Source organism: Streptomyces hygroscopicus subsp. hygroscopicus, from assembly GCF_030269125.1.
Taxonomy (GTDB): Bacteria; Actinomycetota; Actinomycetes; order Streptomycetales; family Streptomycetaceae; genus Streptomyces; species Streptomyces hygroscopicus_C.
In genome coordinates this window covers 79,349-104,481 of record NZ_BSSM01000025.1, presented here as the reverse complement: position 1 = coordinate 104,481, position 25,133 = coordinate 79,349, and the positions used below count along the sequence as shown (strand labels likewise).

Below are 25,133 nucleotides of genomic sequence, written 5' to 3'. Positions count from 1 at the left end.
TGACGCCCACCTCACCGGCACACCCCGAGCCCGCACCCGCACCAGCCACTTCGCAGCACTTCGCCCCGCCGACCAAACGATCGACGGGGCGAAGTGATCAGGACCCCGAATTAACCAACAGCGTCCGTCACCGGAGCGGGGCCCCTCGGCGCCTCAGCCCTGCCAGACGCGGGTGCGCGGCGGCAGTCCGGGGGCACCCGAGGGCGGGGTGCGGATCGCCAGGACCTGGTTGATGCCGATGCGGTTGCGTTCGAAGGCGAGCGCGGACGCGGCCATGTACAGCCGCCACACGCGCGCCCTGCCGGGGCTGGTCAGCCGGACCGCCCCGTCCCAGCCGGCCTCCAGGTTGGCCACCCACTCGCGCAGGGTGTGCGCGTAGTGCTCGCGCAGCGCCTCCACGTCGCGCACCTCGAACCCGGCGCGCTCCAGCTGGGTGACGGTGGTGCCCACGGGAGCCAGCTCGCCGTCCGGGAAGACGTAGGCGTCGATGAACTGGTCGACGCTGTACGCCGATTCGTCGCTCTGCGGGCGGCGGGCGATCTGGTGGTTGAGCAGTCGGCCGCCGGGCTTCAGCAGGCCGTACAACTGACGCGCGTACTCCAGGTAGCGCTCGGCGCCGACGTGTTCGGCCATGCCGATGGAGGAGATCGCGTCGAAGGGGCCGTCACCGACGTCCCGGTAGTCCTGGACCCTGATCTCCACCCGGTCGGTCAGGCCCTCGTCCGCGATGCGCTTGCGGGCATAGCCGGCCTGCTCCTGGGAGAGGGTGACGCCGACGACGCTGACGCCGTGCTCACGGGCCGCGTGCAGGGCCATGGATCCCCAGCCGCAGCCGACGTCCAGCAGCCGCTGGCCCTCCTTCAGGCCGAGCTTGCGGCAGACCAGTTCGAGCTTGTCGCGCTGGGCGTCCTCCAGGGTGGCGTCCTTCCCGAAGGACTCCCAGTAGGCGCAGGAGTACACCATGGAGGGGCCGAGGACGAGTTCGTAGAAGTCGTTGCCGACGTCGTAGTGGTGGCTGATGGCCCGCCTGTCGCTGTGGCGGGTGTGCAGGTGGCGGTGCCTGCGCATCTCCTCCCGCGGCGGCGCGGGCGGGATGGGCGGCCCGGCGAGCTTCAGCAGCTCGCGGCCGGCGGCCCGTACGGCGGGGTCGCGCAGCGCCTGGAGGAGCGTACGGCCGTCGTCGTCGCGCTCCCAGATCAGTCCGGCCATCAGGTCCAGCGCCGTGTACAGGTCGCCCTCGACGTCCAGGTCGCCGGCGACCCAGGCGCGGGCGAGGCCCAACTCCCCGGGTTTGAAGAGGATGCGGCGCAGGGCGCGCCGGTTGCGCACGACGAGCGTGGGGGCGCCGGGGGGTCCGGCCTGTGATCCGTCCCAGGCCCGCAGCCGTACCGGGAGCGGGACCCCCAGTACCTGCTCGGCAAGACTGCTCAGCCGCGACGCGGCGTCGGTCATGACGCACACCTCCAAGACGAGATCCCGGATGCCGGATACCACGTAAACACCGTCGGCCGTCCGGCACAGTCCCGCAAAGGAGTTACGACTGGGCAAAATGGTTGCAGTAGCCATCCGAATGGACCCGGGAACGCCGAAAGACCTCCCGCACCACGGATGGCGGGAGGTCTTTCGGATGGAACGGGTGACCGGGTGTCAGGAAGCCTTGGCCTCGGTCTTCGCGGCGGCGACCGGCGCCGGCTTGGCGGCCTCGTAGAACTCCTCGCGGGGGTTCTCCATGGCGCCCAGCGACACGACCTCGCGCTTGAGGAACATGCCCAGCGTCCAGTCGGCGAAGATGCGGATCTTGCGGTTCCAGGTCGGCATCGCCAGACCGTGGTAGCCACGGTGCATGTACCAGGCGAGACGGCCCTTGAGCTTGATCTTGGTCTTGCCCATGACGATCATCGCCACGCCCTTGTGCAGGCCGAGACCGGCGACCGCACCCTTGTTGGCGTGCTCGTACTCCTTCTGCGGGAAGCCCCGCATGCCGGAGACCACGTTGTCGCCGAGGACCTTGGCCTGGCGCAGCGCGTGCTGGGCGTTCGGCGGGCACCAGGCGTTCTCGTTGCCCGCCTTGCGGCCGACGAGGTCCGGGACCTGGGCGTTGTCGCCCGCGGCCCAGATGTAGTCGGTGCCCTTGACCTGGAGCGTGGGCTCGCAGTCGACGTGGCCGCGCGGGCCGAGGGGCAGACCGAAACGGGACAGGGCCGGGTTCGGCTTGACGCCGGCGGTCCACACGATCGTGTTGGCGTCGACCTCAAGGCCGTTCTTGAGGACCACGTGGCCGTCGACGCAGGAGTCCATCGAGGTGGAGAGGTAGATCTCCACGCCGCGGCTCTCCAGGTGCTCCTTGCCGTACTGGCCGAGCTTCGGGCCGACCTCGGGAAGGATCTTGTCGGCGGCGTCGACGAGGATGAACCGCATGTCCTCGCGGGACACGTTCTTGTAGTACTTGGCCGCGTCGCGGGCCATGTCCTCGACCTCGCCGATGGTCTCCGCACCCGCGAAGCCGCCGCCGATGAAGACGAAGGTGAGCGCCTTGCGGCGGATCTCCTCGTCGGTCGTGGAGTCGGCCTTGTCCAGCTGCTCCAGCACGTGGTTGCGCAGGCCGATGGACTCCTCGATGCCCTTCATGCCGATGCCCTGCTCGGCGAGGCCGGGGATCGGGAAGGTGCGGGAGACCGCGCCCATGGCGATGACCAGGTAGTCGAACGGCAGCTCGTACGCCTCGCCCACCAGGGGGGCGATCGTGGCGACCTTGCGGTCCTGGTCGATGGTGGTGACCCGGCCGGTGAGGATCTCCGCCTTCGGCAGCACGCGTCGCAGCGGGACGACGACGTGGCGAGGGGAGATGTTGCCGGCGGCGGCTTCGGGGAGGAAGGGCTGGTAGGTCATGTACGACCGGGGGTCGACGACCGTGACGGTCGCCTCGCCGTAGCGCATCTTCTTGAGAATGCGCCGAGCTGCGTACAGGCCTACGTACCCACCGCCTACTACGAGGATCCTGGGACGCTCCGTGGTGCTCATGGCATCGAGTATCCACCCGCTCAGGGGGGGTGGCTCGTGCGCCCCTTCACAAGCTTGTCGAGGGCCTGTGCTAAACTCCGCGGCCCACTTGATGCGGATCACGGCGGCGAGAGGGAACCGCGAACCGGTTCGTACCGTTGTCAAGGCCGTGTGAGCTGCTGGTCCGGGTCCGCGAGGTGATCGCAGGGACTCCGGGACGGCCCGTGGAACCCCTCCTTCCGGCCATCTTTGCACGCTTCATCTGAACATGTTCAAACGGGTTTTGACCCCCCGGAAGGGCCAACCGGCCCCCTCGGGGCAGCGGTCGGGCCCCATTTCCTTGTGAAGAACTTCACGAAGGTTTCCACCGAGGCACGAACGCGGGGTCCACGAAGGCCCTCCGGAGACGCTCAAACGTTATCCGACCTGCTCAGCCTGATGCTACCGATGAGTAACAAAAGAGAGCCACGCCACCCTCCGGGAGCGGCCGGCGGGGGGGGCGGCGGGGGCCGGTTCGGCGCTCACCGGCGGGGCTCGCGCACCATGAACACGTCCACCTTGTCCTCGGTCTCCACCGTGAACCCGTGGCGCTCGTAGAGCCGCCGGGCCGGGCTGCCCCGCAGCACGTTCAAGCGGACGAGGGCGCCCCGGCGGTCACACCGCCGAAGCAGGTCGCCCAGCACTCCCGAACCGATGCCGCCGCCTTGGAGACGCGGCACCAGGTAGAAGTGCTCCAGCCAGTGGGCGTCCTCGGCCGGCCGCAGCGCCACGCAGCCGGCGAACGTGCCGCCCACCTCGATCACCCAGGTGTGCGCCGGGTCGAACGCGGCGAGCAGCCGCCGCCGCACCCGCTGCGGGTCGTAGCGCCCGAGCCGTTCCAGATCCGCCCGCAGCACCACGGCGCGCAGGTCGGCCACCGTCTCGGCGTCCGACGCCGAGGCCCGCCGCATCCCCCAGTCCGCCATCAAGTGCCGGCCTCCCCGCTTCCCCTTCTCGACGTCTTCCGCCCACCTCGAAGGCGATGCCGTCGAGGATCGCCCGCGTACGCGACTCCCCGAGCGGGACTCCGTGTACACGCGAATGCGTACACTAATCCCATGACTGAGAACACCGTGACCGTAAGGGAAGCCCGCGCGCACCTCGCCGACCACATCAACCGGGCCGAGGAAGGCGTTCCGACCGTCATCACGCGCAACGGCGCTCCGGTGGCGGCCGTGGTTCCGATCGCGGACTTCGAGGCGCTGGAGGAAGCGGCCGACGTGATGTTGGCGCGCGAAGCGGAAGCGGTCCTGACCGAGGGCGGTCCCACCGTGACGATGGCGGAACTGCTGGCGGATCTGTTCACCGAGCACGACGGCGAGGCGGCGTGAAGTACGCCTTCCGGTTCACCACGGCAGCACAGCGGCAGCTCCGGGCCATCAGCCGGCCCGACGCCATGCGCATCCTGACCGCGCTGACCGCGCTCGGCGACGACCCATACCGCGAGGACGCCGACGTCAAGAGACTCACCGGCCCGTCCGGGCTCTACCGGCTCCGGGTCGGAAGCTACCGGGTCGCCTACCAGATCAACGACGGTGAACTCGTCATCCTCGTCGTCAAGGTGGGCGACCGGCGGGACGTCTACCGCAACCTGTAGGCGGTCAGGCCACGGACCATCCGATGCCGTCGAGGATGTCGTGTTCGCTGACGACGACCTCCTCGGCGCCCGTGCGTTCCATGATCGCGAGGAGGACCAGGGAGCCGGCGCCGATGACGTCGACGCGGCCCGGGTGCAGGGAGGGGATCGCGGCGCGTTCGGCGTGGGTGGAGTGCAGGAGGCGCTCGGTGATCTCGCGGACGCGGGCGCGCGAGACGCGGGAGTGGTGGATGCGCGCGGAGTCGTAGTCGGGCAGGTCCTGGGCGATGGCCGAGACCGTCGTGACCGAGCCCGCGAGGCCGACCAGGGTACGCGCCTCGCGCAGCGGGACCGTCTGCTCGGCGAGGTCCAGCGCGGCCTCGATGTCCGCCCTGATCGCGGCGATCTGCTCCTCGGTGGGCGGGTCCGAGACCTCGCCGCCGTGCACCAGGTGCCGTTCCGTCATCCGCACGCAGCCGATGTCCACGGAGCGCGCGGCCCGCACCCGGTCGTCGCCGACGACGAACTCGGTGGAACCGCCGCCGATGTCCACCACCAGGTAGGGCCGGGCGAGATCCGTGCGGCCGGTCAGCTCCGCGGTCGCCCCGGTGAAGGAGAACTCGGCCTCCTGGTCGCCGGTGATGACCTCCGGCTCGACGCCGAGGATGTCCAGCACGCCGCGCACGAAGTCGTCGCGGTTCTCGGCGTCACGGGAGGCGGAGGTGGCGACGAAACGCAGCCGTTCGGCGCCGTGCTCCTTGATGACCTCGGCGTACTCGCGGCACGCGGCGAAGGTGCGCTCCAGTGCCTCGGGGGCGAGCCGGCCGGTGCGGTCGACGCCCTGGCCGAGCCGCACGATCGTCATCCGCCGGTCCAGCTCGACCAGTTCGCCCGTGCGCGGGTCCGCGTCGGCGACCAGCAGCCGGATGGAGTTCGTTCCGCAGTCGATCGCGGCGACCCGGGTCACTGCGCCTCCCCCTTCGATTCCTGCGCGGACGTCACGCACGCGCCCTTGCGCCACCACTGCGGCAGCATCGCGAGCGCCTCGTCGCCGAGCGGGTTGACGCCGGGGCCCGCGGCCAGGGAGTGGGCGACCAGGACGTGCAGGCACTTCACCCGGTCCGGCATGCCACCGGCGCTCGGGAAGCCCTGGAGGACCTCGATCTCGTCCCGGCGCCGGATGTAGTCCTCGTGCGCGGCCCGGTAGGCGGCGGCCAGCTCCGGGTCGTTCTGGAGGCGCTCGGTCATCTCCTTCATCACGCCGTCGGCCTCCAGCGTGCCGATGGCCGAGGCGGCCTTGGGGCACGTCAGGTAGTACAGCGTCGGGAAGGGGGTGCCGTCGGGCAGGCGGGGCGCCGTCTCCACGACGTCGGGCTGTCCGCACGGGCAGCGGTGCGCGATGGCCCGCAGGCCCCGCGGGGGGCGGCCGAGCTGCTGCTTGAACGCCTCGACGTCCGCGTCGGTGGGCTCGGTGCGCGGGGTGGGCGGCGGAGGGGTTTCCATGACTGCTTCCAGAGTGGCTTTCTGTGGGTCACCGGCCGGGGCCGGTCACTGGTCGGAGGCGTCGGACTTGTCGACCCCGTCCCAGATGTTCGTGTACCAGGGCCGGTGGGCGGCCCGGAGGTCGGTGCGGGACTGCCGGGCCGCGCCCGGGTCGACCACCACGTACCCGGTCTCCCCGGGCATCACATAGTGCAGGCGTCTGCGGATCTGCTGCTCGGCATAGGCGTCGTCCTGCCAGCGCGCCTTGAGGTCACGCAGTTGTTCGACGCGCTCGCGGGCCTCGGCCCGCTGCCGCTGGAGGTCGGAGATCTGGGCGCGCTGGGAGACGTACTGCCGCATCGGGTAGGCGAGCGCGACCACCAGCGAGCACAGCACCAGCGCGAGCAGCGCGGCCCGGCCGGTCAGCCGGGAGCGGCGCGCCTGCCGTTTGGTCTGCGAGCGGTAGACCCGGGCCGCCGTCTGCTCGCCGAGCAGCCGCAGCCTGGTCGCGGTGGAGAAACGGTCCCGGTCCCTTGCGGCCATGTCGGCTCTCCGCCTCCCCTTTCACGCCCTTTTTCACGCGGTCGCACGCGTGCGTACGTCCCCGGACACGGTACGGGACCGGGTACGGGGACGTACGTACGACTGGCCAAGAGGTGGCCCGGGGTGGCTCAGCCCTTGAAGCGCGGGAAGGCGCTGCGGCCGGCGTACACCGCCGCGTCGTCGAGGATCTCCTCGATGCGCAGCAGCTGGTTGTACTTGGCGACGCGCTCGGAGCGGGCCGGGGCACCGGTCTTGATCTGGCCGCAGTTGGTGGCGACGGCCAGGTCGGCGATGGTGACGTCCTCGGTCTCGCCGGAGCGGTGGGACATCATGCACTTGAAGCCGTTGCGCTGGGCCAGCTCGACGGCGTCCAGGGTCTCGGTCAGCGAACCGATCTGGTTGACCTTGACCAGCAGGGCGTTGGCGGTGCCCTCCTCGATGCCGCGGGCCAGGCGCTCCGGGTTGGTGACGAACAGGTCGTCGCCGACCAGCTGGACCTTGTCGCCGAGCTTGTCGGTGATGACCTTCCAGCCGGCCCAGTCGTCCTCGAACAGCGGGTCCTCGATGGAGACCAGCGGGTAGGCCGCCACCAGCTCCTCGTAGTACTCCGTCATCTCGGCGGCGGAGCGCTCCTTGCCCTCGAAGAGGTACTTGCCGTCCTTGTAGAACTCGGAGGCGGCGACGTCGAGCGCGAGGGCGATCTGCTCGCCGGGCGCGTAGCCGGCTTCCTTGATGGCCTCGAGGATCAGGTCCAGGGCCTCGCGGTTGGAGCCGAGGTTCGGGGCGAAACCGCCCTCGTCGCCGAGACCGGTGGCCAGGCCCTTGTTCTTCAGGACCTTCTTGAGGGTGTGGTAGACCTCGGCACCCCAGCGCAGCGCCTCGGAGAAGGACTCCGCGCCGATCGGGGCGATCATGAACTCCTGGATGTCCACGTTGGAGTCGGCGTGCGAGCCGCCGTTCAGGATGTTCATCATCGGCACCGGCAGCAGGTGCGCGTTGGGGCCGCCCAGGTAGCGGAAGAGCGGCAGGTCGGACGCCTCGGAGGCGGCGTGCGCGACGGCCAGGGAGACGCCGAGGATGGCGTTGGCGCCGAGCGAGCCCTTGTTGTCGGTGGCGTCCAGGTCGAACATGGCCTGGTCGATCAGGCGCTGCTCGGTGGCGTCGTAGCCGACCAGCTCCGGGCCGATCTGCTCGATGACGGCGAGGACGGCCTTCTCGACACCCTTGCCCATGTAGCGGTTGGGGTCACCGTCGCGCAGCTCGATGGCCTCGAAGGCGCCCGTGGAGGCGCCGGACGGTACGGCGGCACGACCGGTGCTGCCGTCGTCGAGGCCGACCTCGACCTCGACCGTGGGGTTGCCTCGGGAGTCCAGGATTTCCCGGGCTACGACGACGTCGATGGACGGCACGAGCATCTCCTTCTTGGATGTGACGCTGGAAGTGCGGGGCGGTCTGCCTTACGGCTGTGTCTTGCGCCTAGAGCCTAACCGTCCCGGGGTCGTCGGCCACCGACCGACCGTCTGGTAAGCGGCGGAGACATGCAGACGGTACCCATTGTTCACCGCCGGAACAAAGGGGTTCGACGATGAGACCCGGTTGAAGAACGGGAGAACGCAAGACCCCGCCCCGGCGCGAACGGGGGAAATCGCGCCGGGGCGGGGAGCTCGTGGGGACGGGGGGCGGACCTTTCGGGGTGTCCGCCGGGGGGGACGGACCCCTGGGGGCGGGGTCCGTCGGGGGAACGGACGGGGGCGGGGTCCGTCGGGGGAACGGACCGCCGGGGGCGGGGTCCGCCGGGACGGACCCTTTTCCGGGGGGAGGTCCGGTGGGCGGGTCCGTCAGCGGCCGGGCGTCACTTCAGGTGCAGCTGCTGGCCCGGGAAGATGAGGTCCGCGTTGTCGACGATGTCCTTGTTCAGCTCGAACAGCTTCTTCCAGCCGCCCGCCACGTGGTGCTCGACCGCGATGGAGCTGAGGGTGTCGCCCTTGACGACCTTGTACTCGCCGTCGCCCTTCTTGACCTTCTTGCCGGTCGGGGTGGTGACGGTCTTGCTCGCGGACGAGCCGGCGGAGGCGCTCGCGGACCTGCTCGGGGCCGGGGTGGTGCGCTCGGTGGAGCGGGTGGCGGCCCGCTGGTCCGCGGAGCGGGTGGCGGTGCTGTTCGACGTGGTGGTCGTCGAGGCGGAGCCGCCGTACGGGGTGCTGGTCAGGCCCGTGCCGCAGACCGGCCAGGCACCCTTGCCCTGCGCGGCGAGGACCTTCTCGGCGATGGTGATCTGCTGCGACTTGGTGGCCTTGTCGGCGGTCGACGCGTAGGCGGTGCCGCCGTACGCGGCCCAGGTCGAGGCGGAGAACTGCAGACCGCCGTAATAACCGTTGCCGGTGTTGATGGCCCAGTTGCCGCCGGACTCGCACTGGGCGACCGCGTCCCACTGGGAGGCGGTGGCGGCGGAGGCGTTGCCGGCCGCCATCAGCGGAGCGGCGACGGCGACACCGGTGACACCGGCGAGCGTGACGACGCGGACGGCCTTGGACGGACGACGGTGCTTGCCCTTGCCGGAAAACAGCATGGAACGATCCCCTCACCGACGCCTGCGAGGTGAGCTGTCGGATTCGGGCCGGTTGAGTTGCCCGGCCACACCTCCGCACGGAGGCGTGGCTTCACCCCTAGCCGGTCCGGCATCAACTGCCGGGCCCGGCGCTTACCTTGGGTCCCCCGCTCCTGCCTGCGGCGCTTGACGCGACGACTGTTCCCGGGCAGCCGCTGGCAGGATTCGGCGTTGCGGCCGCCGGGGCTCGTGGTGACGAGCGGCCTTGACCGTAGCCACGTGATCCGCGGAATTTCAAAGACGATCAGGGCTTCTGAGACTCATCCCACACTTTCACTAAAACGGACATTTAGCGATCAAGTGGGACGTCAACTACCCCTGTTCCGCGCCCGTTTCGTCACCGACTTTCAGGGTCTGACCGGCGGTGATGAGGTTCGGGTCGGCACCCACGACCTTCTTGTTGGCGGAGTAGAGCGCGTGCCATCCCCCACCGACGTCAAGGGAGTCGGCGATGGAGCTCAGCGAGTCCCCCTCGCGGACCGTGTAGGTGCCCGGTTCGGGTGAGGCGTGACGGCCGGAGCCGTTCTGTCCGTTTGTCTTGCTTTCGTCCGCGTTGCCGCCGCGGTGGCGTCCGCCACTCAGGGCTCCGGTGTCGACCAGGTCCCAAGAACCGACGTTCTGCCGGGGATTGTCCGGGGTGCCGGTGGACGGGGCGGGCGCCGCGGGGGTGCCGGCCGGGACGGACGGCGTGGCCGGGACGGACGGGTCGGCGGGGTCGGCGGGGACGGACGGGTCCGGGCTGGGGACGCCGGTCCCGGGGGTGCCGGTCCCGGGGGTGCCGGTGGGCTTGCCCGGGTGCGGGGTCGCGTGCTTGCCCGGCTGCCCGCCGGAGCCCTGGCCCGGCGAGGCGGAGGAGCCGGACGGGTCGGTGGAGGAGGCGTCGCCGGAGCCGGAGCCGTTGCCGGAGCCGTTCTGGTCGCCGCCCTGCGTGCCGGCCGGGGAGGAGGTCTCGGGCAGGCCGGACGGGTCGGTCGTGCCGCCGCCCTGGCCGCCGCTGTCGCCGACGCCCGGATCGACGTCGACGGAGCCGGAGTTCGAGGTGAGCCCGGACAGCAGGGCGCAGGTGGCCCAGGGCGCGGTGCCCTTGTCCTTGAGGATCCGCTCGGCCACGGCGATCTGCTGCGAGCGGCTGGCCTGGTCGGCGGAGGAGGCGTACCGGGTGCCGCCGTACCGGGCCCAGTCCTCCTGGGATATCTGGAGGCCGCCGTAGTAGCCGTTGCCGGTGTCGGCGCTCCAGGAGCCGCCGCTCTCGCACTCGGCGACCTTGTCCCAGGTGGTGCCGTCGGCCGCGTGGGCGCTCGCGGCGCCGAGCAGCGGGATGGCGATGGCGGAGCCGGTCACGCCGGCCGCGACGAGGAGGGCCGGAGCCTGACGGGGGCGGCGGTGACGACCGTTCCCGGAAATCATGCGGAAGCCTTTCGTGCGACGGCAGGAACCGGCGCGGCGGATCATGCCGGGCCGCCACGCTGAGGGGTGAAGGTAGCGGCACCCGATGACTTGTCACAAGTTCATGCCGCGCGGATCACGTGAAGATCACAGAGTTGGACGTTCGCCCTCCGCTCCGTCACCGGTTCTTTCACTCTTCGGGAACGGCGGTGCCTCGCCCGTGGCGGACAGGCTGCCCGGAACCATGGAACCGACCTGTTTCCGGGGGGCTGTTCACCCAGGAGGACACCTCATGCGGCACACCCGGTTGCACGGTGAGTCGGCGGAGTACCTCGCCGCGCGCGAGGAGTTGCGCGGCGCCGAGATCGAGCTGATGCGGCAACGCGAACGGGTCGCGGCGCTGCGCCGGGCACTGCCGCCGGGGGCCGAGGTCGGCGAGTACGTCCTCCTCGAAGGCCCCGCCGGTCTCGACGCGGGCGACACGCCCGTCCGCGAGGTGCGGCTCGGCGACCTGTTCACCGGCGGACCGGAGCGGGCCCTGGTCGTCTACCACCTCATGTACGGCAAACGGCAGACCGAACCCTGCCCGATGTGCACCCTGTGGCTCGACGGCCTGAACGGCGTCGCCCACCACATCGCCCGGAACGTCGACCTGGTGGTCGTGGCCGCCGCCGATCCGCCCGCCCTGCGCGGGCACGCGCGCGCCCGTGGGTGGTCCCGGCTGCGGCTGCTCAGCGCCGGGGACAGCGCCTTCAAGTACGACCTGGGCAGCGAGGACGAGGACGGCGTCCAGGACTCGGCCGTCTCCGTCCTCACCAAGGGCGCGGACGGCATCGTCCGCCACTTCTACTCCGCGCACCCGCGGATGGCCGAGGACATCGACCAGCGCGGCATCGACCTCCTCAGCCCCGTCTGGCACGTCCTCGACCTGACCCCGGGCGGCCGGGGCGACTGGTTCGCGGCCCTCGACTACTGACCGGGCGGCGTGAACCGCACCGGCAGGGTGCGCAGGCCGCGCATGATGAGCCCGCCGCGCCAGCGCAGCTCGGCCGGGTCGGCGGCGAGCCGAAGATCGGGCAGCCGGGTCAGCAGTGTGGCCAGCGCGGTCTGCCCCTCCAGACGGGCGAGCGGGGCGCCCAGGCAGTAGTGGATGCCGTGTCCGTAGCCGAGGTGCTGGTTGTCCCGCCGGCCGAGGTCCAGCACGTCCGGGTCCTCGAACCGCTCCGGGTCCCGGTCGGCGGCGGCCAGCACGACGAGCACCGGGTCGCCGGGCGCGATCTCCTGCCCGCCGATGGTGAGCGGCTCGGTGGCGAACCGCCAGGTGGCCAGCTCCACCGGGCCGTCGTAGCGCAGCAGTTCCTCCACGCCGGTCGCCAGCAGCTCGCTGTCGCCGCGGGCGAGGGCGTCCTGGAGGCGGTGGCGCTGCTCGGGGTGGGTGAGCAGGGCGTAGGTGCCGTTGCCGATGAGGTTGACGGTGGTCTCGAAGCCGGCGAAGAGGAGGATGAAGGCCATCGCCGCGGCCTCGTTCTCGGTGAGGTGCTCGCCGTGGTCGGAGGCGCGGATCAGGCCGGAGATCAGGTCCTCGCCGGGCGCGGGCTCGGCGGGCAGGGCCTCGCGCTTCTTGTGGATCAGCTCGGCGAGGTAGCCGCGCATCTTCTTCACCGACCGCGCGACCCCGCCCCGGGGCCCTCCCCCGTGCCGGATCATCATGCCCGCCCAGTCCCGGAAGTCGTCCTGGTCCTCGCGCGGGACGCCGAGCAGGTCGCAGATGGCGTAGATGGGCAGCGGGAAGGCGAACTCGTGGATGAGGTCCGCGGAGCCGCGCCGGGCGAACTGGTCGATGAGGTGGTCGGTCAGCTGCCGCACCCGGTGCTCGAACTCGGCGACACGGCGGGGCGTGAACGCCTTGCTGACGAGCCGGCGCAGCCGGGTGTGGTCCGGCGGGTCGATGTTCAGCAGGTGCGTCATCAACTCGGCCTTGCGCTCGCCCGGGATGCCGGTCTTGCCCTTGGCGTGCTCGGGCTCGTCGTGATGCGCCGGGTTCTTGCTCAGCCGCTGGTCCGCCAGCGCCTGCCGGGCGTCCGCGTACCGCGTGACCAGCCACGCCTCCACCCCGCTGGGCAGCCGCGTCCACCGCACGGGCGCGTGCTCGCGCAACCACGCGTACGCCGGATAGGGATCGGCGGCGAACTCCCAGGTGAACAGCTCGGGAGCAGGGGGAACGGTCTCGTCGGGGCGAAGCTGATCGGTCACTGTTCGACGGTATCCGGCCGGGCGTGGGGGTGTGTCACCGCCGGCCGCTAGCCATCTGCCCGGTCAGGGTCCACCCCCTCCGCCCTCCGTATCGCGTCCCGGTACGTACGGGCCGCGGCGCGCAGGGCCGTCTCCGGGTCGGTGCCGGCGGATTCGGCTCGGGCGGCGAGGGCGAGGAGGGTGTAGCCGATGTCGTCGCCCTCGGGGAGGGGGACGTCGAGGCCGGCGACGCGGGCGCGGGCGGCGAGTTTGGCGGCGAGGGCGAGGCCGGGCTGGCCGAGGGGGATGCCCTCGGTGACGGAGGTGCGGCGCTTCTCCTCGGCCTTGGTGCGCAGCCAGTGCGCCTTGACGTCCTCCGGGGTCTCCGCCTTCTCGTCGCCGAACACATGGGGGTGCCGGTGGATGAGCTTGGCGACGATGCCGCCCGCCACGTCGTCGATGGAGAACGGCTTCTCCGGGTGCTCCTCGGCGATCCGGGAGTGGAAGACGACCTGGAGCAGGACGTCCCCCAGCTCCTCGCGCAGTTCCTCGCGGTCGCCGGCCTCGATCGCCTCGACCAGCTCGTACGCCTCCTCGATGCCGTACTTGGCCAGGCCCTCGTGGGTCTGCCGGGAGGACCAGGGGCATTCGGCGCGGATGCGGTCCATGACCTGGACGAGGTCCAGCAGGCGGGCGCCGGGCAGGTCGTACGAGGCGGGCAGCAGCTCCAGCTCGGGCATGCGGACCCGGCCGGAGCCGGCCAGCCGGGCCAGGCCGTCGGTGAGGGCGGGCTCCCCCTCACCCGTCGCCACGACCACCACCGTCCGTCCGCCGGCGCAGGCGTCGACCAGCTCCCGCGCCGTGGGCGCCGCCTCGGCCACCGCTATCCCGGCCTCCCGCAGATACGGCAGCTGCGGATGGGCGCCGTCCGAGCAGAGCACGCTGTCGGCGGCGCGCAGGGCCTGCCACGCGGGCCAGGACAGCAGGCCGGGGGCGACACGGTGGCTGGTGGTGAGGAGGACGACGCGGCCGGGGTCGGCGGCGGTCGCGGCTCCGGGTCCGGTGGCTTCGGGGCTGGATGCGTTCACGATCCGAAAGTAACCCACCTCCGCGACGAGCGGGTTGGGTTGTCCACAGGGTCGACGGAGTCGTGGGATCGTACGACCTACGCCGTCACCGGGCCGCCTCCCGACACCGACGTGACCTCCCGCACCCACGGTGTCTTCGCGTCCACCCGGCTGCTCTTCTGCACGTCCCAGGTGCCGTAGCGCGGATTGACGTCGATGCGCAGTTCCTCGGACGCCTTGGCGAGGGCCTTCCAGAAGGCGGGCTGGGTGGTGTCCGTGCCGAGCCGGGCGGCGAGCTTCTGCGCCTCCAGCTGGAGCCGGAGGTTCTCGTCCAGGTGCGCGGGAGCGATGCCGTACTTCTGCAACCACGCGGTCTGCAGGCCCCTGGAGCCGCCCGCCTGCTGCTCCAGGCTCGCGCGCAGCTGCTGGACGTCCCTGCGGGTGACCGAGACGCCCTCGTCCCGCGCGGCCCGGTGGATCACCCGGTCCAGGACCATGTTGTGCAGGGTGTCGCGGGTGAGGCTGCTGGTCTGGGCGAGCACCTGCTGGTACTGGGCCTGGTCGGGCACCGCGGCCCGCTGGGCGTCGCGGACCTCGTCAACCCTGTTCTGCAACTGCGCGACGGTGATCCGCTGACCGCCGACCACGGCCGCCGCGCCCGGGTGCGCGTCGTGCCCGCAGGCGGTCAGCAGGGGTGCCGCGGCGGCGATCGCGGCGGTGAGGACGAGCGCGGTGCGACGGCGACGGGGCAAGGAGTCCTCCAAGGGGAGATTGCAAGGACAGGTGCGGCGCGCCAGCGCCTCCGCCAGGGTGGTGGCCGGGCGACGGGCGGGCGCACAAAGTCTTGCGGTGATCGATGGTAGGCAGCGGCACTGCTCCGGCCAACCCATTCGACCAACGATTCGCCACGACTTCGGGCACCGTCGCACCCCTAAGAGGTCACCGTTCAGCCCGTGATCGCCACCGGGCCGTCCCACGCGTCCCGGTCCACGGTGAGCGTCACGCCACCGTGCGCCTCCTTGCTGTTGACCATGTACTGGTGGGCGCGGCTGTGCCCGGTGAACTGCGTGGCGCCCCACGGCCAGTCCGTGGTCGTCGTGTTCTGCTTGTCGTACAGCGCGTACCAGAGGTTGCCCGGCAGGTCCGTCTTGTCCGACGCGGTGGCGATCGCCTTGGCGCTGGAGCTGGTGAAGCCGTAGAACCCGGCCCGGTACGTCTTGGCGTGCAGCTGCTTGTCGAAGGCGCGCACATACGTCAGCACGGCGGTGTTGCACGACGTGTTCGTCGTGTCGTAGCCCTCCATGTCGAGGTAGATGGGGCTGCCCGCCTTCATGCCGAGGGCGGATGCCTTGGCGACGGCGTCGGTGGCGTCCTGGGTGCCGAGGGTGGCGGCGTCCCGCCGTCGTCGCCGGGGGCGTGATCGCCGCGCAGACCTCCATGGCCGCCACCACCTGGCCCGCGCAGAGGACCTTCACCGGCCGGGCGTTCGACACCTGCACCGCGCCCTCGCTGTCCACGATGAAGGCCTGGCACACCGGCTTCTACGGCGCCGCCGCCGTCTACGTGGGCGGCGAGAACCGCGGCTGCGCCCAGCCCGACCTCACCGCCTCCTGGGTGAAGTCGGTCAGCTCCCTCGGCTGGAAGCTCGCCCCGATCTACGTCGGCGCCCAGCCGCCCTGCCAGTCCGGCTCCAACCCGGAGAAGATGACCACCACGACTGGATGAACCTAGCCGCGCACCTGGCCCAGCCAGTGCAGGGTGCGGCGGATCTCGACGGCCATCGGGTGGCCGGGGCCGCCGAGGCGTTCCACGTCCAGCACCAGGCGGGCGAGCGTGTCGTGCGCGGCGGGCCGGTCGCCGAGGGCGAGCAGCAGATGGCCGATGCGCCGGCGGACCTCGTGGGCCTGCTGCGGATCGCCGGAGACGTACTGGTTCTCGTAGTACGGCAGCAGCGCGCGGTACTCGGCGAGTGCCGCCGCGGGTTCGCCGAGTTGTTCGAGGCACTGGGCGGCGTCGTAGCGGAAACGCAGGGAGGCCGGGTCGGCCTGGCCGGCCTCGGCGGCGCGTTCGTCGGCGAGCCGGCGCAGTTCGGGCAGCGCGCGCCGGTACTGGCCGTCGTCCATGAGGGTCGCCGCGTACTGCTTGCGCAGTGTGCGGACGACCGGGGAGTGCTCGCCGTGCTGTTCGGCCGCGGCGGGCAGGATGGCGCCCAGGATGTCGACGGCCTGGGTGATACGGCCCTCCCCCAGCAGGCGTTTGACCTCGTCGACGGCGGCGGCGACATCGGGCTTGCCGGCCGCCGGGCCGGCGGGTGCGGCGGAGGCCGGCCGGGGCGCGGGCGTGCGGGCGCGGTCGGGCCAGGGTGCGTGCGGGCGCAGGAAGGGGCGCGTGGGGTCCAGGGGCGCCCCGCTGGGTGTGCCGCGCGCGGGCAGCAGCGGCACCAGGTGCTCGTACACCTCCTGCGCGGAGGCCGGGCGGTGCTGCGGGTCCTTGGCGAGCAGGCGCAGCACCAGGCTCTCCAGCGCCTCCGGGACCTCGGGGCGGATCCGGCGCACGGGCAGCGGGGGCTCGTACAGGTGCCGGTGCAGCACGCCGAGCGCGGTGGCGCCGGTGAACGGCACGTCGCCGCTGAGCAGTTCGTGCAGCAGCACCCCGAGCGCGTAGAGGTCGGTGTACGGGCCGACCGCGCCGCCCATCGCCTGCTCGGGCGCCATGTAGGCGGGCGAGCCGATCGGGGAGCCGGTGTGGGTGAGCCGGGTGGTGTCGGTGTCCATGACGGAGGCCACGCCCAGGTCGAGCACGGTGACCAGGCCGTCCTGCTTGACCATCACGTTGCGCGGCTTGAGGTCGCGGTGGACGATCGGGACGGCGTGCACGGCGCTGAGCACGGCACACAGCTGCGCGGCCACCGCGACCGCCCACGGCCAGGGGTACGGGTCGTGCTCGGCGAGGTGGTCGGCGAGGTCGGCGCCGTCGACGTACTGCATGACGAGGAACAGTTCCTCGCCCTCGCTGCCCGCGTCGTGGACGGTGACCAGGCCGGGGTGGTCGACCTGCGCGGTCACCCGGCACTCGCGCTCGAAGCGGCGGCGCAGTTCGTCGGCCTCCTGGCCCGCCACCTTGTCGGGGCGCAGCAGCTTCACGGCCACGCGCCGGTCGAGCCGCTGGTCGTACGCCGTCCAGACCTGGCCCATGCCGCCCTGGCCGATGAGGGTGGACATTTCGTAGCGGCCGGCGACGAGACGTCCTGTCGCCACGGTCACCTTCCGCTTCCGTCCGCGGGCCGGTCCCCGTGCCGCCCGTCGTGCCTGCGCAGATAGTCGCTGAGTTCGTCCAGCTCCGCCCGCACCTGGTCGATGCGCGCGGGGGCCGGGCGGTGCGGCGACGGGGGGCCGGGCACGGGGGTGTGCGGCGCCACCGGAGGCGGGGTGGGGGCGCCGGGTACGACGGGGGCGGCGGGCGCGGCGTACGGCGCGGCCGGGCCGGGGTAGCCGTACGCCGGTATCGGCGGGCGGGCCTCGAACTCGCGTCGGCGGCGCGCGTAGTGGCGTATCTCCGCGACGAGGTAGTACCCGGTCGCGGCGGCCAGCGTGCCGAACAGCAGGAAGATGCCCGTATAGCCGCCGGCGGTGTGGACGTCGTCGCCGGGCTCGCTGCCCAGCAGGACGAGACTGACGCCGTCCAGCACCAGCGCCGCCACGAACAGTCCCCAGTCCAGGGGCTTGCGGGTGACGGCGGCGAGCCGCAGCGGCATCACCCAGGCCATGAAGCCGAGGCTGAGGAAGCCGATCGCCACGAACAGCACGCGCAGCAGCACCAGCACCGCGGGGTGCGGCGGCTGCGCCGGCTGTCTGTAGCCGTGGCCTTGCATGGCTGCTCCTGTTGCCTGAAGTGCCTGGAGTGGGCGTGTGGGACGAGCATATGGCCCGGCGCCGACAACACATCCGGGATCTATCAAACCGTTGTCAGCGGTCAGTCAGGTGCGACGGTGCCGTCCGTGAGCCCGTCGTACATCCCGCGCACCAGGTGCTCCCCGAGCCGGCTCGCGTGGCGCAGCGCCCGCTCGAACTCGTCCAGGGCGTGGAACCGGGCGCCGTAGCGGCGCTGTTCGTCCAGCGGCAGCCGGGGCAGCTGGAGCCGGCGCACGTCGAGGCGGGTGGCGGTGGAGGCGTAGCTGCTGGCCTGCCGGTTGTTGGCGGTGCCGCGCAGGAACCCGGCGAGGAACCAGGGGTCGAGCGCCGTGCGGTCGGGGCGCAGGAGGACGAGGTTGCGCCCCAGGGCGGCGCCCGCCGTGGCCTCCTCGATCACCCGCGCCACCGAACCGCCGCCGAGCACCGGCACGACGACGTCGCCCGGCTCGGTCAGCACGGCCTCCTCGTCGCTCTCGGGCAGCGTGCCGGAGGGCGCCGTGGCGGTGAGGACGTCCGTGTCGGTGAGCACGGGCAGGCGCGCGTGGCCGCCGTTGCCGCCGGTGCGCATCACCAGTGCCCCCGCGCGCGCGAGTTCACCGATGGTGGTGAGGGGCCAGCGCACGGGCGGGGCCGCGTCGGCGGCCGGCGGGGTGAGGTCGGTGGTCAGGCGCAGGGTCTCGCCGAGGCGTTCGCGCACCGCCGCGAGCTGCTCCGCGCCGTCGGCCACGGAGGGCGGCGGCAGATGCCGGGCGGGCGCCAGGTCCACGTCGTCGTCGAGGAGTTCGATGACCGGCACCGAACGGGCGAGCCCCGGCCGCTCCGCCAGCCTCCCCGCGCGCGTGTAGGCGCGCCAGGCGTCCAGCACGGCGTCGCGCACCGCCGCCCAGTCCGGGCCCCCGCGCCCCTCCCCGGCGAACTGCCCGGTGTCCATGAGCAGCACCTCGGGCGAGGCCGGACTCCGCTCGGGCCGGCGCAGCACCCACACGTGCAGGGGGAGGTTGTACGGCGGTGCCGCGCCGACCGGCAGCGCGAGCACCGCCCGCAGCGCGCCCCGGCGCAGCAGATCGGCGCGGATGCGGCGCCCGGAGCGGCGGGAGGCGGCGGCCGGCGGCATCAGCAGGACGGCCGTGCCGCCGTCGGTGAGCCGGGCCAGGGCGTGCTGCACCCAGGCCAGCTCCGACTCGGTGCGCGCCGGGAAGCCGTACTCCCAGCGGGGGTCGTAGGCGAGTTCGTCGTGGCCCCAGTTGCGCTCGTTGAACGGCGGGTGGCACAGCACCGCGTCGGCGCGCAGCTCGGGGAAGGAATCGGCGCGCAGGGCGTCCCCGGCGGCGGCGCGCAGGGCGGCGCGCGAGTGCAGGGCGAGCCGCAGCGCGGTGAGCGCGGCGAGGTCGGGGGCGCTGTCCTGTGCGTACAGCCACTGCTCGGGACGGGTCTCGACGGCCCGCAGCAGGGTGCCGGTGCCGCAGGCCGGGTCCAGGACGCTGCGGGCCGGGCCTGCCAGGTCGGCCATGAGACCGGCGAGTTCGGACGGGGTGAGCGTGTACTGGCGGGGGTTGGCGTCCAGGTGCCGCCCCAGCAGGAACTCGAAGGCCTGCCGCGCCCCGGCCTCGGCGGCGAGTTCGGCGGCACCGCGCAGCAGGGGGACGGACGGCAGGAGGGCGGGGCCGGTGTTCACACCGGTGTCCTCGGTGTTCACGCCGGAGGCCGCCGACGGGGTGCTCGGAGGGGTGTTCACACCGGGAGCGGTCGACCCGCTGTTCGCCGCCGGTGGACCGTCCGGCGTGTTCACACCCCGTCCCACCCCGGCCCCGGGCATCAGCAGCCCCGCCCCCTCCCCGAACCGCGAGGTGAGCACCCGCTCCAGCGCGTCCGGCAACAGCCGGGCGAGCCGCTCGTCCGAGCCCGCGCTCGCCTCCAGCCAGACGGTGGGGCGCTCATGGATCAGCAGCAGCGCGCAGCCGGTGCGCACCAGTGCCGTGAGCGGTCCCTCGGGATGTCCCGCGAGCTGCTGCCAGACCCTTTCACGCAACGGGACTTCGGCGAGTTTCCCCTGCTTGCGCAGCCATGCCTCGACCTCGTCGAGCGCGAAGGACGGGCTGGTCTCCGTGCCGCCGACCGGCCTCGGGAAATCGGCGTGCCGGCGGCGCCAGTTGCTGACGGCGGCCCGGCCCACTCCGGCGAGCCGCGCGATACCGGCCGCGGTCACCTCTGTCGCCTGATCCTGCACCGGCCCCGCTCCCCTCGTCCCGTTTGCGCCGAGCATACCGGCGTACACAAGATCCGCGCATTCACGCTGTGTTCGCCATCGAGCGACAAGGTGATGTTGACTCGGTTCACAGGCTCTGGTCTTATTGATCCAGCGAACGAGCGGTCTCCGGAGGGGAAGACCGCCGTTCAGGGGAGGGAACAGCGCCATGGGCAGGAAGGCCGGGCTCACACCGAGCACCGCCGCGCGGGCGGCCGTCATCGCCGCCACGCCCTGACCTCGGTCCGCCCGGACTCCGCCCCACCGCACTCCTCTCGCTCATCCGTCCGGACCCGCGCCGGACGCGGTACGGCACGCCGTACGCACTTCTCCGTTCCACCAGCCCTGAAGGACTGTCATGCGTCTCTCGTCCCGCGCCGCCACGCTGCTCGCCGTCGCATCCGCCCTGCCCCTGGCCCTCACCGCCTGCTCCGGCGGCTCCACGGACGCCACCGCCCCGAGCACCAAGCAGACCAAGGCCAAGGACCCGAACGCCGGCCTGCTCACGGGCACGCAGCTGAAGAAGGCGCTGGCACCCGCCTCGGCCTTCCCGGCCGGGTTCACCGTCGAGGACGACAACTCCGCGGACAGCGGCGCCCAGCTCCTCACCCCGTCCGCCAGGAAGACCGCCAAGCCGGACTGCAGCAAGCTGGAGGCCACGTCCTGGATCCAGGTGACCGGCTACGAGGACAGCTCCTCGTTCGCGCAGAACGACTACGTGAACGGGCAGAAGACCGAGGAGATCGCCCAGGAGATCGACGAGTTCCCCGCCGCCCAGGGGACCGCCGTGATGAAGCAGCTGGAGACCGTGGCCACCGAGTGCGCCACGTTCACGGACACCGACGCGCACGCCAAGGTGAAGGTCACCGGCCAGGCCACCACCGGGCTCGGTGACGAGGCGTACACGATGACGCTGACGAGCGGCAAGTGGCAGAACGGCACCACCCTCGTCGCGGCCCGCTCCGGCAGCCACCTGGTCACCGTGCTGTCCACGGCGGGCGGCGACAACGGCGCCGCGTCCGCGAAGAAGCTGACGACGACGCTCCTGGCCGGGCTGAAGAAGTAGTCCCGCCCGCCGCCGTCCGCTCCGTCCTTCGCGAAGGGTGCCGATGCGTCCCCGCCCCGTCGGCCGGGCAGCCGCCGAGCAGGCCGCGGAGCGCGGCGCGCCGGGAGCCTCCCTGCGCGCCGCGCTCGCCCTCGGCCTGCTGCTCGGGTTCTACCTGCTGGCCCTGCTCCTCCTCGTCGCCGTGGCGGCCCTGGACGTCGTCCTGGCCCGGGGCACCTTCACCGTCGTCACCGTCCAGGGCTACCTCGGCTCGCTGGCCGTCGCCTGGTGCGTGCTGCGGGTCGTCGTGCTCAGCCGCGGCCCGAAGAAGGAGGAGCGGACGGGGCCCCCGGGCCTGTCGCTGACGCCGCGCGAGCAGCCGGAGCTGTGGCGGCACGTGCGTGAGCTGGCCGAACGGGTGCGCACCCGGCCGCCCGGGGAGATCCGGATCGTCCCGGGCGCCGTCGCCATGGTGCAGGAGGACGCCCGGCTGCTCGGGCTGGTCCCGGGCGAACGGCGGCTCTTCCTCGGCGTGGCCCTGCTGCTGGGCCTGCCCGAGGCCGAGCTGGACGCCGTGCTCGGACACGAACTGGGCCACTACGCCCACCACGACACGCGGCTGGGCAACCTGGTGGCGGCGCTGCGCGGCAGGCTGGAGCACACCGTCACCACACTGAGGGAGCGGGCCGCGCGCGAGGAGGCCGAGGAGAAGGCCGAGTTCGCCGCCAAGGCCGCACGGCGCCGGGCGGAGGGCAAGCCGCCACCGCTGAAGCGGGCCCGCACCCGGGGCCCGGACCACTACCTGGCCCTCGTCTTCACCGCGTACGCCAAGCTGTGCCTGCGGCTGACCGAGGCGGTCAGCCGTCGCCAGGAGTACGCGGCCGACCTGGTCGCCGCACGGATCGCCGGCCCCGGCACCACCGCCGACGCGCTGCGCCGCATCCCCGCGCTGGAGGCGGCGGACGACCTCTACCTGAACAGCTACGCCCTGATGGGCTGGGACGCCGGACTGCTGCCGCCGGAGGGCCAGTTCTACGGCGGGTTCGCCCTCCTGCTCGCGGACGGCACCCGCCGGGCGCAGCTGGAGGCACTGGCGCGCGAACCGCTGCCGGAGGAGACCTCCGAGGCGAGGTCGCCCTACGCCTCCCACCCGCCGACGGCCGACCGCGTCGAGGCGCTGACGGCGCTCGCCGCGTCCTCCGCGCCCTCGGGCGACGACACCCTCGTCCTCGTACGGCGTCCGGCCGCCACCCTGCTCCAGGCGCCGGAGCGGCTCCTCGCCGACCTGGAGCAGGCCACCCTCAGTCAGGAGGCACTGGCCAAGCGCCGGGTGCCCTGGGCCGAACTGCCGTGGCAGGCCCGGCGGGAGACCTTCGCGCGGGAGACCGAGCCGCTGCTCGCGGCCGTGGCCCGGCTGACCGGCACCCCGGCCCCCTCCGGCGCCGCGGCCCTGCACCACCTCCTGGACCTGCTCGACCACGGCCTGCTGCACGACCTCGCCGCCCGGCTGCCCCAGTCCGAGCAGGCCGCCCGCAGCAGCGGCCGCGCGGCGCGCGAGTTCGCCCGGACGGCCTTCCGCTCGGCCCTGCGCCAACTGGCCCTGCGCACCGCACTGGAGACGGGGCTGTGCCGGTGGGAGCTGTGCTGGGCCGGACCCCCGGTACGGCAGACGGCACCCCCGTGGTTCGGCGAGGACCTGCCGAGGGCGCTGGACCTGGCGGTCGCCGAGCCGGCTGTCACAGCACCCCTGCGTACCCTGCTGCTCGGCAGCGCCCGCGGTCCGCTCGACGGCACCGGGCCCGCACCCCTCACCATCCCCCAGCCTCCCCCGGCCTCCTCCCCCGGCGGCCCCTACCCCCGAAAAGACCCGGTATGAACGTCCTGATCGACATAGCCGGCGCCGGCGCCCTCGTCTACGCGGCCGTCACCATCCCGCGCAACGCGCGCAAGGCCCGCGCGCTGCGGGCCGAGGCGAAGGCCAAGGCGCCGGTCAACATCGACCCCGCCGCCTACGGACTGGTGCCCGCCGCACAGCTCGACAAGCGGACCGCCGGCCCCGACCCCGAGGCCGACGCGGTGACCGCGGCCGCGCTCGCCGGCGACTGGCGGCGGGCCGCCGACTACCTCGCCCAGGCGGGCCGCGACTGGGACCTGCGCTGGTACCGGCTCGGCATCCTCGTGCACGCCGCCGCCGAGGACGACACCTGGGTCAAGGCCTGGCGCGCGGAGTACCCCGACGACCCGTCCGCCGCGCTCGTGCACGCCGACGCGCTCGTCTCGCTCGCCGGCAAGGTCCGCGGCGCGAAGATGGCCAAGCACACCACGTCCGAGCAGTTCGAGGGCTTCCACCGGCTGCTGGCCGAGGCGCTGCCCGCCTGCCGGGAGGCCGCGCGGATGGCGCCCGAGGACCCCTGCCCCTGGATCGCGCAGATCACCATCGCCCTGGGCCTCGGCTGGTCGCACGACGACTTCCGGGCGCTGTGGGCCGAGATCACCGCACGCGACCCGCACCACTTCGGCGCCCACACCAGCGCCCTGCAGTACTGGTGCGCCAAGTGGCGCGGCTCGCACGAGCTGATGTACGCGTTCGCCGAGCAGGCCGCGGCCGCCGCCCCGCCCGGCAGCCTGCTGCCGGTGCTGCGGCTGTACGCGCTGTACGAGCACGCCGTCCGCGAGCCCGAGGAGCCCGTGTACGGCCGGCCGTTCGTCGACGCGGCCATCGACGCCACCCTGGACGCCGTGGACCGGGTCCCCGCCGGGCACCACCGGCTGCCGCTGGTGCGGCACCTGCTGGCCAAGATGCTGTTCCAGAAGAAGCGGTACGCGGAGGCCGTGGAGCAGTTCCGGGCGGTCGGCGGACACATCGGCAGCGTGCCGTGGACGTACTCCGCCGACCCGGTCAAGGCGTTCGTCTACGCCCGCACCAACACCTTCGTCGCCTGGGAGAAGGCGGGCCGCCCCGCCCCGCCGCCCCGCGTCCGCTGAGCGGCTCCCCCGGCCCAGGCGGGATGCGACCGGGCCTCTAGCGCGCCGTGAAGCGGGCGGGGGCCTCGGTCGGGTTGCCGCCGGAAGGGAGCTTCTGGTCCGGGCAGGCGGCGAGGACCTTCTCCATCGCCTCCTTCTCGCCGGAGGTGACCCACAGGCCGTACTTCTTCTTCACCGCCACCTGCGTCGCCACGTAGGGGCAGCGGTAGTCCTTGTCCGGCGGCAGCCAGGTGGCCGCGTCGCCGTCGCCCTTGCCGCGGTTGGCGCTCGCGTCGACCGCGATGAGGTTGAGCGGGTCGTTGGCCAGCGCGATCCGCTTGCTCGCGTCCCAGTACTTGGCGCCCTTCTGCCAGGCGTCCGAGAGGGCGACGACATGGTCGATGTCGACCTTGCTGGCACCGCGCCGGTAGGTGATCTCCTTGCCCGAGTACGGGTCCGGGTCCAGCAGACCGTAGGAGACCTTGCATCTGCCGCCGGTGAACCTCACGTCCTTCAGATCGCGTTTGAGGATGTCGTCCCGGGTGTCGCACGAGTTGGCGTCGGTGTCCGCCCACGCGCTGCCGAACCGCTCCCGGGAGTAACCCGTCTTCGGGGCCCGCCCCTTGACCGGCAGCGCCTCGGCGGCGGTCAGCACGGCGCCCCCGCCGCTCTTCGGTTCGGAGCCCGCCGCCCCCTTGTCCTGGCCCGACGTGCAGCCTGCCACGGCGGCCAGTACGACCACCGCACCGACCGCACCGCTCTTCAGACGCGTCATGCCGCGCCCCCCTCGCTCGCCCTGTGGGTCCGCCCTCGGAAGCGGGGCGGATCGTTCCGCCCCTTACCGTAACTGCCCGCTCCCGAGCGGCGAATGGGCCTCGAAGGGAGGATTCAGGGGCAGGCGGGCGTGCGGCGGAGCACATGGCGGACGGGCGCGGGCGCGCGGACGGGAGGTCCGAGCGCCGGTTCGCACCCGCGTTCCGGGCGGCGGCGCGGCGGCCGCGGCACCGGCGTCGAGCCGGCTACGGGGACGCGGGT

22 protein-coding genes, 2 pseudogenes and 1 riboswitch are annotated in these 25,133 nt (G+C 72.5%); of the genes and pseudogenes, 7 read left to right on the top strand and 17 right to left on the bottom strand.

Annotated features, from left to right (window positions below; translation table 11 throughout):
• Nucleotides 1-153: 153 nt before the first annotated feature.
• The 3 genes from QSK45_RS35885 to QSK45_RS35875 all read right to left on the bottom strand — a co-directional run bounded on the left by QSK45_RS35885 (nucleotide 154) and on the right by QSK45_RS35875 (nucleotide 3,965).
• Nucleotides 154-1,452 carry an SAM-dependent methyltransferase gene (locus QSK45_RS35885; protein WP_285563125.1) on the bottom strand — a complete coding sequence of 433 codons (1,299 nt, stop codon included), beginning with the start codon at nucleotides 1,450-1,452 and terminating at the stop codon, nucleotides 154-156.
• 195 nt (nucleotides 1,453-1,647) lie between these two features.
• Nucleotides 1,648-3,021, bottom strand: a complete 1,374-nt coding sequence (locus QSK45_RS35880) for an NAD(P)/FAD-dependent oxidoreductase (protein WP_285563124.1) — start codon at nucleotides 3,019-3,021, stop codon at nucleotides 1,648-1,650.
• A 500-nt stretch (nucleotides 3,022-3,521) separates the two neighbouring features.
• Nucleotides 3,522-3,965, bottom strand: a complete 444-nt coding sequence (locus tag QSK45_RS35875) for a GNAT family N-acetyltransferase (protein WP_285563123.1) — start codon at nucleotides 3,963-3,965, stop codon at nucleotides 3,522-3,524.
• A 132-nt stretch (nucleotides 3,966-4,097) separates the two neighbouring features.
• On the opposite strand from QSK45_RS35875, the gene QSK45_RS35870 reads away from it, so the two are divergent.
• Nucleotides 4,098-4,370 (top strand): type II toxin-antitoxin system Phd/YefM family antitoxin, encoded by a 273-nt coding sequence (locus tag QSK45_RS35870; protein ID WP_285563122.1) that lies wholly within the window; start codon nucleotides 4,098-4,100, stop codon nucleotides 4,368-4,370.
• The gene (locus QSK45_RS35865) at nucleotides 4,367-4,636 is read left to right on the top strand and encodes a type II toxin-antitoxin system RelE family toxin (RefSeq protein ID WP_285563121.1); all 270 of its coding nucleotides are present in this window, start codon (nucleotides 4,367-4,369) and stop codon (nucleotides 4,634-4,636) included. The genes QSK45_RS35870 and QSK45_RS35865 overlap by 4 nt, the downstream gene beginning before the upstream one ends.
• 4 nt (nucleotides 4,637-4,640) lie before the next feature.
• Here the strand turns inward: QSK45_RS35865 and QSK45_RS35860 are convergent, their stop codons facing one another.
• The 6 genes from QSK45_RS35860 to QSK45_RS35835 form a co-directional block, all read right to left on the bottom strand.
• Complete coding sequence (locus QSK45_RS35860) at nucleotides 4,641-5,582, bottom strand: Ppx/GppA phosphatase family protein (protein WP_285563120.1); 942 nt, start codon at nucleotides 5,580-5,582, stop codon at nucleotides 4,641-4,643.
• Nucleotides 5,579-6,118, bottom strand: a complete 540-nt coding sequence (locus tag QSK45_RS35855; protein ID WP_285563119.1) for a DUF501 domain-containing protein — start codon at nucleotides 6,116-6,118, stop codon at nucleotides 5,579-5,581. The genes QSK45_RS35860 and QSK45_RS35855 overlap by 4 nt, the downstream gene beginning before the upstream one ends.
• Nucleotides 6,119-6,163: 45 nt before the next feature.
• Entirely contained in the window at nucleotides 6,164-6,640 is a 477-nt protein-coding gene (locus QSK45_RS35850; RefSeq protein ID WP_285563118.1) for an FtsB family cell division protein, read from the bottom strand.
• 128 nt (nucleotides 6,641-6,768) lie between these two features.
• On the bottom strand, nucleotides 6,769-8,049 hold the full coding sequence (gene eno / locus QSK45_RS35845; protein WP_285563117.1) for a phosphopyruvate hydratase: 1,281 nt from the start codon (nucleotides 8,047-8,049) through the stop codon (nucleotides 6,769-6,771).
• Nucleotides 8,050-8,492: 443 nt separating this feature from the next.
• Nucleotides 8,493-9,209: a LysM peptidoglycan-binding domain-containing protein gene (locus QSK45_RS35840; RefSeq protein ID WP_285563116.1), complete on the bottom strand. Its 717-nt coding sequence runs from the start codon at nucleotides 9,207-9,209 to the stop codon at nucleotides 8,493-8,495.
• A gap of 4 nt (nucleotides 9,210-9,213) precedes the next feature.
• Nucleotides 9,214-9,383: riboswitch (cyclic di-AMP (ydaO/yuaA leader) on the bottom strand.
• A gap of 177 nt (nucleotides 9,384-9,560) precedes the next feature.
• Complete coding sequence (locus QSK45_RS35835) at nucleotides 9,561-10,655, bottom strand: LysM peptidoglycan-binding domain-containing protein (RefSeq protein ID WP_285563114.1); 1,095 nt, start codon at nucleotides 10,653-10,655, stop codon at nucleotides 9,561-9,563.
• 271 nt (nucleotides 10,656-10,926) lie between these two features.
• Here QSK45_RS35835 and QSK45_RS35830 point away from each other — a divergent pair, with 271 nt between their 5' ends.
• Complete coding sequence (locus QSK45_RS35830; protein WP_285563113.1) at nucleotides 10,927-11,610, top strand: DUF899 family protein; 684 nt, start codon at nucleotides 10,927-10,929, stop codon at nucleotides 11,608-11,610.
• Here the strand turns inward: QSK45_RS35830 and QSK45_RS35825 are convergent.
• The 4 genes and pseudogenes from QSK45_RS35825 to QSK45_RS35810 form a co-directional block, all read right to left on the bottom strand.
• Nucleotides 11,604-12,887 (bottom strand): cytochrome P450 family protein, encoded by a 1,284-nt coding sequence (locus tag QSK45_RS35825; RefSeq protein WP_285563112.1) that lies wholly within the window; start codon nucleotides 12,885-12,887, stop codon nucleotides 11,604-11,606. The two genes, QSK45_RS35830 and QSK45_RS35825, sit on opposite strands and share 7 nt — an antisense overlap.
• 47 nt (nucleotides 12,888-12,934) lie before the next feature.
• On the bottom strand, nucleotides 12,935-13,954 hold the full coding sequence (locus QSK45_RS35820; RefSeq protein WP_285563111.1) for a nucleoside triphosphate pyrophosphohydrolase: 1,020 nt from the start codon (nucleotides 13,952-13,954) through the stop codon (nucleotides 12,935-12,937).
• Nucleotides 13,955-14,031: 77 nt separating this feature from the next.
• Complete coding sequence (locus QSK45_RS35815; RefSeq protein WP_285563110.1) at nucleotides 14,032-14,685, bottom strand: SurA N-terminal domain-containing protein; 654 nt, start codon at nucleotides 14,683-14,685, stop codon at nucleotides 14,032-14,034.
• A gap of 194 nt (nucleotides 14,686-14,879) precedes the next feature.
• Nucleotides 14,880-15,326 (bottom strand): annotated as a pseudogene (locus QSK45_RS35810) (DUF1906 domain-containing protein); the annotation flags it as partial.
• Between QSK45_RS35810 and QSK45_RS35805 the strand changes: the two are divergent.
• Nucleotides 15,278-15,652 (top strand): annotated as a pseudogene (locus QSK45_RS35805) (glycoside hydrolase domain-containing protein); the annotation flags it as partial. The pseudogenes QSK45_RS35810 and QSK45_RS35805 sit on opposite strands and share 49 nt — an antisense overlap.
• A gap of 8 nt (nucleotides 15,653-15,660) precedes the next feature.
• Here QSK45_RS35805 and QSK45_RS35800 read toward each other — a convergent pair.
• The 3 genes from QSK45_RS35800 to QSK45_RS35790 all read right to left on the bottom strand — a co-directional run bounded on the left by QSK45_RS35800 (nucleotide 15,661) and on the right by QSK45_RS35790 (nucleotide 20,071).
• Nucleotides 15,661-17,154, bottom strand: a complete 1,494-nt coding sequence (locus QSK45_RS35800) for a serine/threonine-protein kinase (RefSeq protein WP_285563131.1) — start codon at nucleotides 17,152-17,154, stop codon at nucleotides 15,661-15,663.
• A 38-nt stretch (nucleotides 17,155-17,192) separates the two neighbouring features.
• A complete protein-coding gene (locus QSK45_RS35795) occupies nucleotides 17,193-17,804 on the bottom strand; it encodes a hypothetical protein (protein ID WP_285563109.1) in 612 nt (203 codons plus the stop codon).
• Nucleotides 17,805-17,905: 101 nt separating this feature from the next.
• On the bottom strand, nucleotides 17,906-20,071 hold the full coding sequence (locus QSK45_RS35790) for an N-6 DNA methylase (RefSeq protein ID WP_285563108.1): 2,166 nt from the start codon (nucleotides 20,069-20,071) through the stop codon (nucleotides 17,906-17,908).
• 376 nt (nucleotides 20,072-20,447) lie between these two features.
• Between QSK45_RS35790 and QSK45_RS35785 the strand changes: the two genes are divergently transcribed.
• From QSK45_RS35785 to QSK45_RS35775, 3 genes are read left to right on the top strand one after another with little or no spacing between them, the layout of a single operon-like run.
• Entirely contained in the window at nucleotides 20,448-21,155 is a 708-nt protein-coding gene (locus QSK45_RS35785) for a hypothetical protein (RefSeq protein WP_285563107.1), read from the top strand.
• Between the two features lie 43 nt (nucleotides 21,156-21,198).
• The gene (locus QSK45_RS35780; protein WP_285563106.1) at nucleotides 21,199-23,010 is read left to right on the top strand and encodes a M48 family metalloprotease; all 1,812 of its coding nucleotides are present in this window, start codon (nucleotides 21,199-21,201) and stop codon (nucleotides 23,008-23,010) included.
• Nucleotides 23,007-24,119: a hypothetical protein gene (locus QSK45_RS35775; RefSeq protein ID WP_285563105.1), complete on the top strand. Its 1,113-nt coding sequence runs from the start codon at nucleotides 23,007-23,009 to the stop codon at nucleotides 24,117-24,119. The genes QSK45_RS35780 and QSK45_RS35775 overlap by 4 nt, the downstream gene beginning before the upstream one ends.
• 37 nt (nucleotides 24,120-24,156) lie before the next feature.
• On the opposite strand, the gene QSK45_RS35770 is transcribed toward QSK45_RS35775, so the two are convergent.
• The gene (locus QSK45_RS35770) at nucleotides 24,157-24,873 is read right to left on the bottom strand and encodes an HNH endonuclease family protein (protein ID WP_285563104.1); all 717 of its coding nucleotides are present in this window, start codon (nucleotides 24,871-24,873) and stop codon (nucleotides 24,157-24,159) included.
• Nucleotides 24,874-25,133: the final 260 nt, after the last annotated feature.

Excerpts from the sequence above, each read along its gene's own strand:
- QSK45_RS35885 (WP_285563125.1), bottom strand. The coding sequence starts at position 1,452 with ATGACCGACGCCGCGTCGCGGCTGAGCAGTCTTGCCGAGCAGGTACTG.
- QSK45_RS35785 (WP_285563107.1), top strand. The coding sequence starts at position 20,448 with ATGCGTCTCTCGTCCCGCGCCGCCACGCTGCTCGCCGTCGCATCCGCC.
- QSK45_RS35795 (WP_285563109.1), bottom strand. The coding sequence starts at position 17,804 with ATGCAAGGCCACGGCTACAGACAGCCGGCGCAGCCGCCGCACCCCGCG.
- QSK45_RS35840 (WP_285563116.1), bottom strand. The coding sequence starts at position 9,209 with ATGCTGTTTTCCGGCAAGGGCAAGCACCGTCGTCCGTCCAAGGCCGTC.
- QSK45_RS35850 (WP_285563118.1), bottom strand. The coding sequence starts at position 6,640 with ATGGCCGCAAGGGACCGGGACCGTTTCTCCACCGCGACCAGGCTGCGG.
- QSK45_RS35830 (WP_285563113.1), top strand. The coding sequence starts at position 10,927 with ATGCGGCACACCCGGTTGCACGGTGAGTCGGCGGAGTACCTCGCCGCG.
- QSK45_RS35870 (WP_285563122.1), top strand. The coding sequence starts at position 4,098 with ATGACTGAGAACACCGTGACCGTAAGGGAAGCCCGCGCGCACCTCGCC.
- QSK45_RS35835 (WP_285563114.1), bottom strand. The coding sequence starts at position 10,655 with ATGATTTCCGGGAACGGTCGTCACCGCCGCCCCCGTCAGGCTCCGGCC.
- QSK45_RS35880 (WP_285563124.1), bottom strand. The coding sequence starts at position 3,021 with ATGAGCACCACGGAGCGTCCCAGGATCCTCGTAGTAGGCGGTGGGTAC.
- QSK45_RS35775 (WP_285563105.1), top strand. The coding sequence starts at position 23,007 with ATGAACGTCCTGATCGACATAGCCGGCGCCGGCGCCCTCGTCTACGCG.
- QSK45_RS35800 (WP_285563131.1), bottom strand. The coding sequence starts at position 17,154 with ATGTCCACCCTCATCGGCCAGGGCGGCATGGGCCAGGTCTGGACGGCG.
- QSK45_RS35770 (WP_285563104.1), bottom strand. The coding sequence starts at position 24,873 with ATGACGCGTCTGAAGAGCGGTGCGGTCGGTGCGGTGGTCGTACTGGCC.
- QSK45_RS35875 (WP_285563123.1), bottom strand. The coding sequence starts at position 3,965 with ATGGCGGACTGGGGGATGCGGCGGGCCTCGGCGTCGGACGCCGAGACG.
- QSK45_RS35855 (WP_285563119.1), bottom strand. The coding sequence starts at position 6,118 with ATGGAAACCCCTCCGCCGCCCACCCCGCGCACCGAGCCCACCGACGCG.
- QSK45_RS35780 (WP_285563106.1), top strand. The coding sequence starts at position 21,199 with ATGCGTCCCCGCCCCGTCGGCCGGGCAGCCGCCGAGCAGGCCGCGGAG.